Here is a 14,519-nt window from a genome sequence, read left to right as displayed (position 1 = left end):
TCAGTCCTGACGGCTGGTGACTTCCAGCAGGTGGTAGCCGAACTGGGTCTTCACCGGGCCTTGCACGACGTTGATCGGCGCGCTGAATACCACGGTGTCGAATTCCTTGACCATCTGGCCAGGACCGAACGAACCCAGGTCGCCGCCCTGACGGCTGGACGGGCAGGTGGAGTTGGCCTTGGCCACTTCGGCGAAATCAGCGCCACCTTCGATCTGGGCCTTGAGTTCGTTGCACTTGGCTTCGCTGGAAACCAGGATGTGGCGGGCAGTGGCTTTAGCCATGGGGAAACTCTCCAATCAAATCAGTAAAGGGGGGAGCCTACCGGATTCAGTGGCCGATTTCTCGGCAAAGTTCCATTCGCTCGTCTGATACCGGTCGCTACAGATTAGCTGCTTGCAGGCGCAACGCGTGTTCGACATAGAGCTCGACAGGATCGTTTTCCGTGGTGCGCTGACCGATGCCCCGACGCAGGCTGCGCAAATGGTCGAGCGGATAATCGGAGCGGATCACGGTGCCGAGGTGAGAACTGAAGCGGCCGACAAAACCGTCGTTCTGCGCGGGTTCTGTAATGAAATATTCCGACAGGGCGAGGCAGATGCCCTGTACCGGGTCGAGGGCCTGCACGGTCAACTCCGGCACAACACCACTCCACGAATAATAGCGAACGCCATCGACCCGCTCGGCACCCTGGCCACCCCAGGTTTCGGGAAGACCCTGCGGGTATTTGTCATTGAATTGGCCGACACCTTCCGTCGTCAGCGCATTGAGTGCTGCCAGTGCATGGCGAGGCAGTGTTTTGTGCCCGCTGAGCAGAGATAAAAAGTTGGAAAACAACGTAGCTACGTTCTGGGCCACGGTCTCCGGCAGCCGTCCGGGGATCAATGCCTTGCGCAGGAAGTCAGCCAGCTCGGAACCGTGATTGGGACCGCTGACCGAGGTCACGGAAGCGACCTTGTGTGGCGCAAGCGCCGCAGCATACCGAGCCGTCAGTGCGCCCTGGCTGTGTCCGATCAGGTTGACTTTTGTCGCGCCTGTGCCTCGGAGCACGGAGTCGATCTGCGAAAGCAATTGGTCGCCTCGCACTTCGTTGTCATGAACCGCCGACAAGTGCGGCACGAATACCTGCACGCCGGCGGCCTTGAGTGCCTGCTTGACGTCATGGAACAGTTCGAAAGGGCCTATGCGCTCGAATCCGAACAGACCATGCACCAACAGTACGGGATAGAGAGTTGTGGCATTTCGTTGCATTTTTCGTCCTTGATCGCAGAGATTCATCGATGTTGTCTGCGTGCCACTCTAAAACAGTCGTTGCGCAGGCGATGCCTGAAGAGTCTTTCTAGTGGGGTGGAAACTGGATCAGTGTGCGTATGAAATTTCACTTTTGAATGAAATCCGGTTCTGAATATTTAGAGGGGTCTAGCCTCGGCGAATGTGTTTTCCCCATTTTTGCCTACTCCATCCAGTGCCTTTAGCTCTGTCTCGCCGGGTGCCCGGCTGACATCGTGGAGGCGATGAAACGCGTTAAATAGAGGCTCTTTGACGCAGCCCGCCGGCGTGTCATTTCCAGGGAATGGAGCAGCGAATGAACATGACGGATGAACGGGTAACGGCTTCGCAAGTGCGAGGCATGGGGATGGATGCTGAACGGGTCGGGGTCTTCGGACATTGTCGGACACGCGAACACGCTTTATCGCTGCCCGAACCCGCAATCGATTCGCTGGAGGGTACAGTTCTTGATCCCTCTCTGAATCGGGTAGTCGTGCGGATCGCCCCCTATCCAGGAATGGCCTGTGGGGACAGGGTCGTGTTGAGCTGGTGCGGCTACGATATCGAAGGTATGCCGTATCAACATGAAATCACGCGATTTGTCAGCGAAGCCCAGTTGGGCAGGGAGATCGTTCTGGTCGTTCGGGGCAATCACATCGCGGCGCTGGACGGAGGTTCGCTGGAGGTGTTCTGGACATTGACCAGTGCCTCGCATCCGGAGCCACTGATTTCCTTGCGCAGGCAACTGGATGTCGGAGATGTTCGTTACAGCCTCATGCCGGTCACCCTCGAGGACGCTGTCGGGGGCAGTCTCGACCCCGCGCGCGTCATCGACGGGACCTCGGTCACGCTTCAGCCTTATGCCGGAATGTGTGTCGGCGACCGGGTGCGGTTGATCTGGGAGGGGCCGGTGCATGACAAATCACTTCGAGACACGCTGATAGTCGAGTCCTTTGCTGTCGGTCGGCCTCTGGTGCTGGGGATCGCACCTGAATTCATCACGCCGCATCTCGGCGGGGAAGTGGTGATTCGATACTGTGTCGAACAGCAAAGCGGAGCGATTCGCGAGTCAGGTGTGACGCGGATCAGCATTGCTCCTCTTGAAAGAGGTGAGCTGGTGGCACCCCAGGTGCTCGAAGCCAATGACGGGGTGCTCGATGTGCAGGATGCAATCGACGGTGTCAGTGTATTGATCAGTGATGCGCGGGTCGAAGAGGGTGAGCTGGTTTATCTCAAGTGCGACGGCGAGTCATTCTTTCACCGCGATGACCGCGAAATAATCAGCGGAATGGCCATGCAACCTTTGGTCTTCATCGTGCCGTATCGATTCTGGCGCGAACATGTGGACACCCTTGTGCAAGTGTCCTATTCGGTCGAGAGGCTTGATGATGTGAGTCAGATGTCCAGCGTGACCCTGCTGCGGGTAGTGCAGGGTTGATGCGTCGACGTTGAGCGTCGGCTGGCCCTCCGGGTGAATCACGCACCGGAGGGCGGCTTGACTGTCAGGCCTGTTGTCGAATGCGTTGCGCGGCGTCCAGCAACAGGCGTTCTGTTGCATCGAATCCGAGGCAGCCATCAGTCACCGAAACGCCATAACGCAGCGACTCGCTCAGGGGCTGGCATCCTTCGAACAGATGCGACTCGAGCATCATGCCGATCAATGAACGATTGCCTTGCAGTCGTTGTTCCAGCACATCGTTGAACACGCCCGGCTGGCGGAGCGGGTCCTTGCCACTGTTGGCATGGCTGCAATCGACCATGATCCGGCTCGGAATTTTCAGGCGGTTCAAATCGGTATTGATGACGGCAACGCTATCGCGGTCGTAGTTCGGCCCTTGGTGACCACCACGCAGCACCAGGTGGGTGTCCGGGTTGCCCGCGGTCTGGATGATTGCCGGGTGGCCCTGGCTGTCAACGCCGAAATGGCGATGGGCATGCGCTGCCGAACGCATTGCGTCAACGGCGACGGTCACACCGCCATCGGTGCCGTTCTTGAAGCCAACCGGCATGCTCAGTCCGCTGGCCATTTCCCGGTGGATCTGGGATTCGGTCGTGCGGGCGCCAACGGCGACCCAGCTCAGCAAGTCATCGAAGTACCCGGCAGCCATGGGCTGCAGCAATTCGGTGGCAATCGGGAGCCCGAGGCGGATCATTTCCAGCATCAGTTCGCGCGACAGCGTGAGGCCGGCCGCCATGTCGTCGCTGCCATTCAGATGAGGATCGTAGGCGAGGCCTTTCCAGCCGACGGTGGTGCGAGGCTTTTCGACGTAGGCACGCATCACGAGCAGCATGTCATCACGGACTTCTTCGGCCAGACGCGCCAGTTTGCTGGCGTATTCGAGCGCGGACTCGGGATCGTGTATCGAGCAGGGGCCGACGATCACCAGCAAGCGCGGGTCATGGCCATCGAGAATCGCGCGGACCGCCTGGCGGTGGGCGGCGACCTGCTGGTTCAGCGCATTGCTCAGAGGCAATTGCTGTTTGAGTTGCAGCGAACTCGGCAGACGCAGGGTCAATGCTTCGTTGGCAGGGTTCAGGGTGGACAGTGGCAGAGCAGAAACGGACGAGTTCATATTCGGTCTTCCTGGGCGGATGGCGGGGGCGTCCCGCTCACTCGGCCCTACTGGGGTGTTCGACAATTGGCCGGATTGGCTACGTGTGTTGGCTTGCCACCTGTGGGTGACCGATCGGAGGCGGCAGGCTGTCCCGAGCGGAGGCTGGTAAATCGCCAAGCGGTAAAACTGTCGTAACGGTAATAAGTGGCGTAGTTCATTGGTTGAATCCTCAAAGTGTCTGGTGTGTTGCTGAAAAAGTCAGGGCCTGAAAAAACAAAACCCCCGGTCGGGAGGCCGACCGGGGGTTGAGAAATCTCTGGTAGGCGACCCGTTCAAATGGGCGCCGTGTGGGTATCAGGCGCGCCAGTGGCTAAACCAATACCCAAAATAAAAGCTTGCAGGAGCAGCGCAGACGCCGTTCACCCGGGCAGCCGCAACCGAGCGCGAGGCGCTGGCGGTACGAAGCTGTGAGAGGGTATTGAACATGAGCTGTCTCCAAAGAATGCGCCGAGCTTACTAGAGGCGGCTGCGCGTCAGCAATCAGAAATTGCTATCGGAGGCACAAGAGGGCCTCTATGTGTTGAGCGCCCGCCAAGGTGTGACACACTCTGCTTTCTGAACGTGTGCTCAAGGAACGGGCGTGAATTTGAAGAAGATCGAGGCAGGAATGAGTTTTGAGCTGCGCCAGGCAACCTCCGCCGACCTGTCGTTTGTACGAGAGCTGACTTGCCGAAACATGCTCCGCTACTACATTCACTATGAGTTGCTGTGGCAGGACGAGGCGTTTGATGTTGCCTGGGCCGGGCGTGAAAACTGGTTGATCCTTCGTGAAAGCGAATTGCTGGGCTATTTCAGTCTGAGTCGTGATGCTCGGGCCGTGTATATCCGCGAATTGCAGATCGTCGAAAGCGCTCAAGGGAAGGGCGCGGGATCCTGGGCGATCGATCAGGTTGTTGCGATGGCTCGGCTGGAGCGTCGCCCGGCGTTGCGCCTGACGGTGTTCAAAAACAATCCGGCGCAAAACCTGTATCGAAGAAAAGGAATGTTTGTGCAAGGCGAGGACGAGTGTTTCCTGCGAATGCAGCTCGATTTCAGTACACCTGTGCTCTGAAACCCACGGCTGGCAAGCCCTCGATGAAGAATTGAAACTTTTTATATGTCGCTTGCCGCTAGGTCTGCCCGGCACTTTTTGCTAAGGTGTCCGGCATCCCAATAAGACCATATCGCGAGGTGTCTGCTTGATTAGGGTGCTAGTGGTCGACGACCATGATCTCGTTCGTACAGGCATTACACGGATGCTGGCCGATATCGATGGCCTGCAGGTGGTAGGCCAGGCCGAGTCCGGGGAAGAATCCCTCATCAAGGCTCGTGAGTTGAAGCCTGACGTGGTGCTGATGGACGTCAAGATGCCGGGCATCGGCGGCCTCGAAGCCACGCGCAAACTGTTGCGAAGTCATCCCGACATCAAAGTGGTCGCGGTCACCGTGTGTGAGGAAGATCCGTTTCCTACACGGTTGTTGCAGGCCGGTGCGGCGGGGTATCTGACCAAGGGCGCCGGGTTGCCGGAAATGGTTCAGGCCATTCGCCTGGTGTTTGCCGGCCAGCGCTATATCAGCCCGCAGATTGCCCAGCAGTTGGCCATCAAATCCTTTCAGCCGACCAATGATTCGCCGTTCGATGCGTTGTCGGAGCGGGAAATCCAGATTGCGTTGATGATTGTCGGCTGTCAGAAGGTTCAGATCATTTCCGACAAATTGTGCCTGTCGCCGAAAACCGTTAACACCTACCGCTACCGCATTTTCGAGAAGCTATCGATCAGCAGCGATGTCGAGCTGACGCTGCTGGCGGTTCGACACGGCATGGTTGATGCCAGCCTCTGACCATGACTGAAGCATTCGATTCGGGCGCCTTTCTTTCGACCGTCAGCGGGCGCCCCGGCGTGTATCGCATGTTCGACAGCGATGCGCGTCTGCTGTACGTCGGCAAGGCCAAGAACCTCAAGAAGCGTCTGGCCAGCTATTTCCGCAAGACAGGCCTGGCACCCAAAACCGCGGCTCTGGTCGGGCGTATCGCCCAGGTCGAAACCACCATCACCTCCAATGAAACAGAGGCGTTGCTGCTCGAGCAAACCCTGATCAAGGAGTGGCGGCCGCCGTACAACATCCTATTGCGCGACGATAAATCCTATCCCTATGTCTTTTTGTCTGACGGGCAATTCCCGCGCCTGAGCATTCATCGCGGGGCTAAAAAGGCCAAGGGCAAGTATTTCGGTCCCTATCCGAGTGCCGGGGCGATTCGCGAAAGCCTCAGCCTTCTGCAGAAGACGTTCTTCGTGCGTCAGTGCGAGGACAGCTACTACAAGAACCGGACCCGGCCGTGCCTGCAATATCAGATCAAGCGTTGCAAGGCGCCCTGTGTCGGGCTGGTCGAGCCTGAGGTTTACGCCGAGGATGTGCGTCACTCGGTGATGTTCCTCGAAGGACGCAGCCATGCGTTGACCAATGAGCTGTCGACGGCGATGGAAGAGGCTGCAATCAACCTCGAATTCGAACGCGCCGCCGAACTGCGTGACCAGATTGCCTTGCTGCGTCGGGTACAGGATCAGCAGAGCATGGAAGGCGGAACGGGTGATATCGATGTGATCGCCGCGTTCGTCAATCCGGGCGGTGCGTGTGTGCACTTGATCAGCGTGCGGGGAGGGCGGGTGCTTGGCAGCAAGAATTTCTTCCCACAAGTCGGGATTGAAGAAGAAGTGGCCGAGGTCATGGCCGCTTTCCTCGGGCAATACTTCATCAGCAGCCCGGAACGCGACTTGCCGAGCGAACTGATCGTCAACGTCGTGCACGAAGACTTCCCTGCGCTGATCGAGGCCATTCAGGCGCTGCGCGGACGTGAGCTGACCATCAGCCATCGGGTACGCGGTACACGGGCGCGCTGGCAGCAACTGGCCGTAACCAATGCCGAACAGGCGCTGGGTGCGCGGCTGGCCAACCGTCAGCACGTTGCCGCACGTTTCGAAGCGCTGGCTGAAGTGTTGAACCTCGATGAGCCGCCACAACGGCTGGAATGCTATGACATCAGCCACTCCAGCGGTGAAGCCACGGTGGCTTCCTGCGTGGTGTTCGGCCCGGAAGGGGCGATCAAGTCGGATTACCGTCGTTACAACATCGAAGGCGTGACCGCCGGCGACGATTACGCCGCCATGCACCAGGCCCTCACCCGACGCTTCAGCAAGCTGAAGGAAGGCGAGGGCAAGTTGCCCGACATCCTGTTGGTGGACGGCGGCAAAGGGCAGCTGTCGATGGCGCGTGACGTGCTCAACGAACTGGCTGTTCCGGATCTGATCTTGCTGGGGGTCGCCAAGGGGGCCACGCGCAAGGCGGGATTCGAGACTTTGTATCTGAATGATGCGGCAAACGAGTTCACCTTGCGGGGTGATTCGCCGGCGCTGCATCTGATCCAGCAGATTCGTGACGAAGCCCACCGCTTTGCGATTACCGGCCACCGTGCACGGCGCGGCAAGACCCGCCGCACGTCGACGCTGGAAGGCGTTGCGGGCGTCGGGCCGACCCGGCGTCGGGACTTGTTGAAACATTTTGGTGGATTGCAGGAGCTGTCTCGTGCAAGCATCGAAGAGATCGCCAAAGCACCGGGGATCAGCAAAAAGCTAGCAGAGTCGATTTATGCAAACCTGCATAGTGAGTAGAATGCCCATTCACCTCGTAGCCAGTTGTGCCGATGAATATCCCTAATCTGATTACCGTTCTCCGCGTCCTGCTCATCCCGATCTTCATTCTGTTGTTCTATCTGCCTTACCAATGGAGCTATCTGGCCTCAAGTTCGGTATTCGCCTTTGCGGCGGCAACGGACTGGCTGGATGGCTACCTCGCGCGACGCCTGGAGCAAAGCACGCCGTTTGGTGCGTTTCTGGATCCTGTCGCTGACAAACTGATGGTCGCTGTTGCCCTGGTGTTGCTGGTGCAAGAGCATGGCAATCTTTGGCTCACTCTCCCGGCTGCTGTCATCATCGGTCGCGAGATCGTTGTCTCGGCATTGCGTGAGTGGATGGCCGAGCTCGGTGCGCGGGCCCATGTGGCCGTGTCGAATCTGGGCAAGTGGAAAACTGCTGCGCAGATGCTTGCACTGGTGATCCTGCTGGCCAATCCCAAGGTTTTCAGTTTCTGGGTTGTCATCGGTTACGCGTTGCTGATGGTGTCGGCAGGCCTGACCCTGTGGTCGATGGTTCAATACCTTCGCGCTGCCTGGCCACATCTGAAGACCGATGTTGAAAAGAAATAAAACTTTTTTGAATCAAAGGGTTGACGGGGCATCTGGAATCTATAGAATGCGCCACACAAAGCGGGAATAGCTCAGTTGGTAGAGCACGACCTTGCCAAGGTCGGGGTCGCGAGTTCGAGTCTCGTTTCCCGCTCCAAGTTTGTACAACGTTTGTTGTTGCGCTACTGACAGCAAATGTTTTGAGGCCGAGTAGCAAAATGGTTATGCAGCGGATTGCAAATCCGCCTACGCCGGTTCGATTCCGACCTCGGCCTCCACTATAAACAAGCTCCGTAGATCCATGATTTACGGAGCTTTTTTATTTGCGTTGCACTGAAAGATTTTGTCTTTGAAACGGCAACTGCAAACTTGCTTCACCGGGAAGTGATGTATATATTTCCCCCTCTGCCGCCGACGTACAGTTCCTGTCAGGACTGTGAATCGTCGTAAGAGCCAAGCAACACCGCGCTACCGCCCGAATGGCGAAACTGGTAGACGCATGGGACTTAAAATCCCCCGCTCGTAAGGGCGTGCCGGTTCGATTCCGGCTTCGGGCACCATCTTAAATCAAGGGTTTGCGAGCGAAAGCTGATGCAAACCCTTGTTTGTTTCCGGGCCGAAATTTTGACAGTGGTCCGCAATTCACTTCGTAGGCATGACTCTTTTGCCTTTGCGATTCCGAATGTACTGCTCGGTCATTACGACGGTGGTATGCCCAAGTTGATCTTTGCCCTGCATGATATCGCCGCTCGATTCCGCTTTGTCGGTACCGGCCTTGGCTCACAGATCACGCATTTGGAATTCGGCCTTTTCGACTCCAGCGGCCTCCCGGGCCACATCAAACCGCCTCTGCAACATCGCCTCCGTCATCGGAGTGCCATCCTCTGTCACGAACAGCCGCGTCGAGCGGACCTTGTGTCCTGCCTTCCTGGCCATGGTTCGATCAATCAAAACCTTCAGCTCGCCAATGACCTCGATTCGCCGTTTGGCTTTCGTTTTCCCCTGCAAAACCCAGATCTGGCCATCCCGGACGTCCCGTTCGTCCATCATTCGGGTGTCTGTGACCCTTTGACCGGTCAGGTAAGCCAGGTCCATCGCATCTTGTAACCCTGGGTCTGCTTTGTCGTAGGCCCGTTTGAACAGTTCGTCTTCGACGTAGGTGTCCCGGCCGGTTTCTTTGTTGCCCCTGATGCCTGAACATGGGTTGGCAAGCGAGGTATAGCCTTTGTCTCGGGCGTAGTTCCAGATCGCACTGAGCAGAGCTTTCTCACGGTTTGCGCGGATGGGTGCGGATTTCCGCCAGGTAAGGTACTGGCGTACGTGCAGGGGCTGGATTGTTTCCAGTGGCGCCGGCGGATCGTCGAAGAATGCCATCAGGTTCTTCAGCTCGCGTGCATTGTCTTTCTGGGTGCTTGCGGCCTTGGTGGGCACCACGTCGACCATGTACTTCTCTGCCACATAGCGGAACGTGACGACCTTGGCGACCAAGTCAACGTCTGTCCGATCCCGCTCCAGCTTGGCGTATTCCATGATTGCCAGGCCGTAAACGCTGCCAAGCGCGATCTCCTTGCGGTCCTTTCCGCCGGTGTTGTAGTAATAGTAGATGCGGCCGCTGGCTTTCTTGCGCTCTCTCACCCGAGCAATTGAGCCCGGCTTGCTAGGTCTTCGTCCCATCTCAACTCGCCTTTCTTGGCGTCCATACTGGTTTTTCAGCTTCGTAGCTTCCAACGGCGGTTACTGCCAACGTTGTCACCGCCGGCCAGCCATTGCGCTTGATCGAGTGCCGGATTCCGTTTTTCTTCAGGTTCAGGATCTGTCCTGCCTTGGTCCGCGCGCCGGTCAGCTCGCAAACTTCTTCGTGCGATAAAAATTGAATGTTCATGAGCTATCCATGCCGCGCGCGGCGGCAGAAGGTGGTTTTTCGGTAGTGATTTGCTGCTAGAGGAGTTCGGCGGGGACTTTGACCGTGGCGCCGCGCTTGGCAAAGACCACGGCGCGGAACACAGCGATGGTTCGGGTTTCGCCGGGCTGGCGGTTGAATGGATCACGGGCCATATCGGCCAACCAGGGTGACTGGTTCCCACGCTCGACTCAGACGCCGTAGTTCGCGATCAGATGCTCAGTGTCGGGCAGGGCGAAGAGGTCCAACTGGCCTGCCACGGGCTGCTGGTCCTCCTCGATCGCGTTGATGGCCCAGTCCAGCGCCGGTCCGGTCAGTTCCTTGATGCGGACGCTGACCAGACGGTTCATGGATGCCGGACTTTGTAGCAGTAGACGTAGGTGAACCAGGCGAGGGCAATCATGGCATCTGCTCTGAGGCTTCTGGAATATCCTCGAACTTGTAAGTCTTGATGACGCGCTCTTCGACGCCGGAGACCTTGATGAACCTGGCCTCTTCAACCTAGGGGGGGTAGGCATCTGGCTCGCCGTGCTTACCGCCGCCGCTCATCTCACAAAAAAGCGAGCGCACGGCCATCGGGCAGGATGAAGGACTTCACATCAACCTCGTAGTCGCGCTCCCAGCTGTAGTGGCACCAAGACGGCATTCCCGGGGCGGCTACTGCGCTGTAACGTACCTCGTTCACCGCGTCATTGTGCGAGCTCTCATCGTAAAGTCGTTCCAGATCCTCGCCGGGCATGGACGCCAAATCTTCAAGCGTAATTAGGCCATTCGGTGCGTCACGCAGGCTTTCGTACTTGTAGCCGAAAGCACCGATTCCGTGATGCATCGCCAGCAACTTGGCCATTTGGCTTGCAGTAAGCGTGTTCAGTGAGTGGTAAATTTTTGCATTGAGCACATGGGGTCCTTACCGCTATAGCGGCTATCAATGGAGGGGTATCGTTCAGTCCTCAAGAAAGGAGGTTGCGGATGGTCGTTCACGGGATTGAATATCGTTTCTGTCGGGCATCCAGCGTTGTCCACGGGCGCGATGGTCTCGCGTGGGAGTGCTGGCGCGGAAATGCCGGACCAGTGTTTGAAATCTTTCGAAACGATGGGTCGATGCGCTTTGAGGTGACACTGTTCGAGCAGGATGTACCTCTGGAGCTGCTGGAATTCGCTATCCCAATTGCTCGAGAGCAATTAGGCGATTTCGATCCGCTATAGCGGCTGACTTTGAAGGGGAGGGAATTTTTTCCGGGATTTATGCGAAGCTCTGGCCCGTTGCGAGCTTTCATCTAGCCAAACCGCTTCAGTGGAACTGAGCTTTACTAAGTTTTCTGATCGATGGGGGTTTTTATGATTAAAAACGTATCGAAGGTTTTAGCTGTGGGTGCTTTGTGCCTTAGTGTTTCTGCTTGCTCTACTGTTGACGGGCTTCAGCCAACTGACAGTGGAGTGACTGTTGAGGTACGTGATAAAACTTACAACGAGGTGTGGAAGGCGTCGGTGAGCGCTATGAGTTCCGGCTTGGCAATCGTCGAGTCAAACAAGAGTGCTGGCGTCATCAAATCCGAAGCACCTGCAGGAATGGCCACCTGGGGGGAGGTCATCGGTTTGTTTGTGACTCCTGTCTCGCCATCAGCACACAGTTATTCAATTCGAATCGTTAGCAAGAAGCGTTCGACGTATCAAATTACTGGCCAGGACTGGGCGCCGTCTATCGCTGCTCGCATCAGGGCGGACCTAGACGCAGAGTAGTCACTCATCCTGCAATCTCCATCGATGCCAGATCATGGGCATTCACAACCTTCATGCCGAGTTCCTTTCCGATGTGCACTTCGAGGCTGGCACCGCGGGAGTCCTGCCAGCCGGGCAGCGTGGCAACGGTGTTGCATTCCATCAGCGCTTTAATATCGCGGCGCATGCACTCGCTCCAGGTGCCCGGGCCTGGGTTTAACTCGGCGGGGTTGATGACGCTGTGCCCGGCGACGCGTAGGCTGGCGGCCGTGGAATGGAACAGCGGGTAGTTCAGGTCCAGCATATTGGTCATGGGACCGCTGAGGTAGATGCGCTTCATGCTGCCTCCGTGTCGTGTCATGGGCAGCCATTGCCGGTGAAATCGAAACCCTCGCAAGGCGGCCCGAACGGCAGCACCTCTTTTGCCCTGGGCCAGCGCTTCAGCAGGTGATCCTTCGCCTCATCGGCGGAGCACTTGGTGCCGTCGGCGTGCTGGAACATTCCGCGGAGTTGGCGCTTGCTGAAGTCACGCAGCGCGCCGCGCACGCTTAAGTGAATGTGGAATGTGCGACCGCTGGGGCCGAACGGATCGACCGGTTTGTTTTCTGTGGGCATGTGGAGTCCTATGCCGGGGCATGCCCGGGCGGTGGAGGGTGGGCGAATTAATAGGTTCTTCACGGAATCCCGGGAAACACAGAAACAAGAACGCCGATTTGATTGATGATGTTCGTGCGAGCAAACACATCTAACAAACCGGCGTTCTTATGCGCGATATTAATACTTTCCTTCCTTTTTGGGAGGGCTTTTCTGTCGTCAACATCAAGCCCGATGGTGACGCCCTCCAGATCGATCTAACACCCCACGCCACCCGATTCCCTTCCTGTGGCGGCTGCCAAAAAACCTGTTCAACCACTCATGAGTATTGCGAGCGAGTCGTTCGTGATTTGCCCATTCTTGGCCGTGCGGTACGCCTCAACGTTTTGCTCAGGCGAGTTGGCTGCCGCGATTGTGGCAAACGCATGGAGGCCGTCAGTTGGCTGGATCGCTATGCGCGCATGACGCGCCGCCTGGCCGATGCGGTTATTCAGGCTTGCGAGCGCTTTCCTACCCTGCACGTGGCCCAAATGTTTGGCCTGCATTGGGACACGGTTAGATTGCTGGAGCGTCGCGCCTTGCAGGCGGTATTGAGCGAACTGCCGAAGGCGCAACCACGACGTTTGGTGATGGATGAATTCGCTGGGCACCGAGTACCGCCTGCGCCTGGAGATCGGCCTGGAAGCAATGGCTGCGTCATGCTCATGAAAGCGAAATTCCGGCCCTGATCCTTTTGCCAAACGGCTAAAAGGTTCTGGCGGGCCATCGTGAGTCGGGTTCGCTGGCCGATGCACACCGGTCAGTTGGAAGGAATAAACAATCGAATAAAGGTCATCAAGCGTATGGCGTACGGTTACCGGGATAGCGAATTCTTTTTCATGAAGATCAAGAGCGTCTTTCCCGGTAATCCGTGAAGAACCAAAAATAAGCCCATTGGCGACTTCCCTGGTCACGCTGACGCAGGGAAGTTGTTGCAATGGATCAGTCGTCAGATTTCGGCGACTCAATTGGGTGCAAACCTTTTATCAGCGCTCGAAGCGCCAACTGATGACCCGATGAGCCATCAGCGTACTCTCGATCAACAGGCAGCGCCTCGATAAGGTCCTGCGCGGCATTACTGATTTTCGTACGCTTTGACAGATCCAAACCAGCGAGGGCGGTTCCTATAAGGGTGATCGCGGCGAGGGTTCCTGTCTCGAATGAACTCAAAACTTTTTTTTCACTCATTTCATGCTCCTTGCGTTGTCCGCGCCGAAATTGGCGCAATCCCAGTCCTTGGGCTTGCAGGAAAAGGACTGGGATAGTCGCTATTGTTTTTTCTCACCCTCTATTGGGGGGGGCGGGGTTGGAACCTTCGTCGGCATTGGCTTTCTGTCAACTGTTGGAATCAAATGCTCAATGCCCACGCTTATTTCGCCGCGCTCAAATCGCTTCTGCAGTTCTTCCAGCTCTTTCGGTGTCATAGTGATGCTCCATTAATCTGTAAATTCAACCCATTGCACTTCTGAGTGGCTAATCATTATCGATTCTGTGCCTTCACACTCCTTGTATTCTTCGCCGACAATCCATCTAGGGCATTGGATCAAGTATTGACCTGAAGATTCTGAGGATGGGATTGCAGCGATATATCCCATTAGACGTCTGGAGTCCTTGAGTTGAAGTGTTATTGCGTTTCCTGCACGACTCCGAAATATATGGATTTGATCACTGTGTGACGCTTTTGATGTTATTTTTCTTTTTCTAGCAATGGAGTAGAAAAAGTCTTTGTTGCAAGCGTAAGCAAGGACTACTCCTGCGCATATTGAAATGGCTATAGAGTAAATAGTGTTGGTATGGTCTTCCCATTTTCCGAATGAGTAATAATCCCCAATCTTCAGTGATAAGAATTTTACTAATTGAACAGTAAGGTTGATAAGCGGGGTGCAAATTAGTGCCTGAATCACTCGCTCGAATTGAGACGGCTTAGGAACATCTGCTAACCAATAGAAAATGACAGTTGTCAGAAAGCCAGGTAACAACAATTGGAGAGTAGGCAGAAGGTCTTTAATTTCATCCATGGTTTTATTAAAGCAGTGATGCTTCATGTCCTCTTTTCTTTGTTGTTGGCATAAGGCTACTATGGCTGGATCCAATTCTGCCACTGGCATTTCATCCACGCTGGATGCCCGGACAGTGCCGCGCTACAGTGAACCCTTTCCCACAGGAG

At 56.4% G+C, this 14,519-nt stretch carries 18 protein-coding genes, 3 tRNA genes and 2 pseudogenes; 12 read left to right on the top strand and 11 right to left on the bottom strand.

From position 1 onward, the window contains the following. Both K5E37_RS21060 and K5E37_RS21055 read right to left on the bottom strand, forming a co-directional pair. Positions 1-282: a peptidylprolyl isomerase gene (locus K5E37_RS21060; protein WP_007952068.1), complete on the bottom strand. Its 282-nt coding sequence runs from the start codon at positions 280-282 to the stop codon at positions 1-3. A 97-nt stretch (positions 283-379) separates the two neighbouring features. Further along, entirely contained in the window at positions 380-1,249 is an 870-nt protein-coding gene (locus tag K5E37_RS21055; RefSeq protein ID WP_221535039.1) for a triacylglycerol lipase, read from the bottom strand. A gap of 334 nt (positions 1,250-1,583) precedes the next feature. Between K5E37_RS21055 and K5E37_RS21050 the strand changes: the two genes are divergently transcribed. Further along, a complete protein-coding gene (locus tag K5E37_RS21050; RefSeq protein WP_221535038.1) occupies positions 1,584-2,705 on the top strand; it encodes a hypothetical protein in 1,122 nt (373 codons plus the stop codon). A gap of 64 nt (positions 2,706-2,769) precedes the next feature. Here the strand turns inward: K5E37_RS21050 and K5E37_RS21045 are convergent, their stop codons facing one another. Then, complete coding sequence (locus K5E37_RS21045; RefSeq protein WP_221535037.1) at positions 2,770-3,840, bottom strand: 3-deoxy-7-phosphoheptulonate synthase; 1,071 nt, start codon at positions 3,838-3,840, stop codon at positions 2,770-2,772. A gap of 649 nt (positions 3,841-4,489) precedes the next feature. Here K5E37_RS21045 and K5E37_RS21040 point away from each other — a divergent pair. From K5E37_RS21040 to K5E37_RS21010, 7 genes are all read left to right on the top strand, one after another. Continuing rightward, positions 4,490-4,933, top strand: a complete 444-nt coding sequence (locus K5E37_RS21040; protein ID WP_221535056.1) for an N-acetyltransferase — start codon at positions 4,490-4,492, stop codon at positions 4,931-4,933. Between the two features lie 127 nt (positions 4,934-5,060). Continuing rightward, entirely contained in the window at positions 5,061-5,702 is a 642-nt protein-coding gene (uvrY, locus tag K5E37_RS21035; protein WP_032829778.1) for a UvrY/SirA/GacA family response regulator transcription factor, read from the top strand. 2 nt (positions 5,703-5,704) lie between these two features. Next, positions 5,705-7,528: an excinuclease ABC subunit UvrC gene (uvrC, locus tag K5E37_RS21030; RefSeq protein WP_085603310.1), complete on the top strand. Its 1,824-nt coding sequence runs from the start codon at positions 5,705-5,707 to the stop codon at positions 7,526-7,528. A 32-nt stretch (positions 7,529-7,560) separates the two neighbouring features. Then, a complete protein-coding gene (gene pgsA, locus K5E37_RS21025; RefSeq protein ID WP_007958898.1) occupies positions 7,561-8,121 on the top strand; it encodes a CDP-diacylglycerol--glycerol-3-phosphate 3-phosphatidyltransferase in 561 nt (186 codons plus the stop codon). Between the two features lie 60 nt (positions 8,122-8,181). Continuing rightward, a tRNA-Gly gene (locus K5E37_RS21020) sits at positions 8,182-8,257 on the top strand. Positions 8,258-8,304: 47 nt separating this feature from the next. Next, positions 8,305-8,378, top strand: a tRNA-Cys gene (locus tag K5E37_RS21015). Between the two features lie 195 nt (positions 8,379-8,573). Next, a tRNA-Leu gene (locus K5E37_RS21010) sits at positions 8,574-8,660 on the top strand. An 82-nt stretch (positions 8,661-8,742) separates the two neighbouring features. Here the strand turns inward: K5E37_RS21010 and xerC are convergent. The 4 genes and pseudogenes from xerC to K5E37_RS20990 all read right to left on the bottom strand — a co-directional run bounded on the left by xerC (position 8,743) and on the right by K5E37_RS20990 (position 10,898). Beyond that, a pseudogene (xerC, locus tag K5E37_RS21005) lies at positions 8,743-9,774 on the bottom strand (tyrosine recombinase XerC). A 1-nt stretch (position 9,775) separates the two neighbouring features. Continuing rightward, positions 9,776-9,982 (bottom strand): DUF4224 domain-containing protein, encoded by a 207-nt coding sequence (locus tag K5E37_RS21000; protein ID WP_221535036.1) that lies wholly within the window; start codon positions 9,980-9,982, stop codon positions 9,776-9,778. A 209-nt stretch (positions 9,983-10,191) separates the two neighbouring features. Next, positions 10,192-10,350, bottom strand: coding sequence for a hypothetical protein (locus tag K5E37_RS29495; RefSeq protein ID WP_258711813.1), 159 nt, complete (start codon positions 10,348-10,350; stop codon positions 10,192-10,194). Between the two features lie 200 nt (positions 10,351-10,550). Then, positions 10,551-10,898 (bottom strand): hypothetical protein, encoded by a 348-nt coding sequence (locus K5E37_RS20990; protein ID WP_221535035.1) that lies wholly within the window; start codon positions 10,896-10,898, stop codon positions 10,551-10,553. Positions 10,899-10,969: 71 nt separating this feature from the next. Between K5E37_RS20990 and K5E37_RS20985 the strand changes: the two genes are divergently transcribed. Together K5E37_RS20985 and K5E37_RS20980 are read left to right on the top strand one after the other, a co-directional pair. Further along, a complete protein-coding gene (locus K5E37_RS20985) occupies positions 10,970-11,206 on the top strand; it encodes a hypothetical protein (protein ID WP_221535034.1) in 237 nt (78 codons plus the stop codon). A gap of 132 nt (positions 11,207-11,338) precedes the next feature. Further along, positions 11,339-11,740 (top strand): hypothetical protein, encoded by a 402-nt coding sequence (locus K5E37_RS20980; protein WP_221535033.1) that lies wholly within the window; start codon positions 11,339-11,341, stop codon positions 11,738-11,740. A gap of 4 nt (positions 11,741-11,744) precedes the next feature. Here K5E37_RS20980 and K5E37_RS20975 read toward each other — a convergent pair whose 3' ends face one another. Continuing rightward, positions 11,745-12,059, bottom strand: coding sequence for a DUF4406 domain-containing protein (locus K5E37_RS20975; protein ID WP_221535032.1), 315 nt, complete (start codon positions 12,057-12,059; stop codon positions 11,745-11,747). A gap of 17 nt (positions 12,060-12,076) precedes the next feature. Continuing rightward, a complete protein-coding gene (locus tag K5E37_RS20970; protein WP_258711811.1) occupies positions 12,077-12,334 on the bottom strand; it encodes a hypothetical protein in 258 nt (85 codons plus the stop codon). 149 nt (positions 12,335-12,483) lie between these two features. On the opposite strand from K5E37_RS20970, the gene K5E37_RS20965 reads away from it, so the two are divergent. Both K5E37_RS20965 and K5E37_RS29490 read left to right on the top strand, forming a co-directional pair. Beyond that, on the top strand, positions 12,484-13,041 hold the full coding sequence (locus tag K5E37_RS20965; protein WP_258711810.1) for a helix-turn-helix domain-containing protein: 558 nt from the start codon (positions 12,484-12,486) through the stop codon (positions 13,039-13,041). 15 nt (positions 13,042-13,056) lie between these two features. Next, a pseudogene (locus K5E37_RS29490) lies at positions 13,057-13,227 on the top strand (transposase); the annotation flags it as partial. A gap of 67 nt (positions 13,228-13,294) precedes the next feature. Here K5E37_RS29490 and K5E37_RS20960 read toward each other — a convergent pair. Both K5E37_RS20960 and K5E37_RS20955 read right to left on the bottom strand, forming a co-directional pair. Further along, positions 13,295-13,540, bottom strand: coding sequence for a hypothetical protein (locus K5E37_RS20960; protein ID WP_221535031.1), 246 nt, complete (start codon positions 13,538-13,540; stop codon positions 13,295-13,297). Positions 13,541-13,788: 248 nt separating this feature from the next. Then, positions 13,789-14,460 carry a DUF6338 family protein gene (locus K5E37_RS20955; RefSeq protein WP_258713610.1) on the bottom strand — a complete coding sequence of 224 codons (672 nt, stop codon included), beginning with the start codon at positions 14,458-14,460 and terminating at the stop codon, positions 13,789-13,791. Positions 14,461-14,519: the final 59 nt, after the last annotated feature.

Origin of the sequence: Pseudomonas sp. RIT778 (genome assembly GCF_019718735.1) — a bacterium.
GTDB lineage: Bacteria > Pseudomonadota > Gammaproteobacteria > Pseudomonadales > Pseudomonadaceae > Aquipseudomonas > Aquipseudomonas aphyarum.
This window is presented reverse-complemented; position numbering and strand designations above follow the sequence as displayed.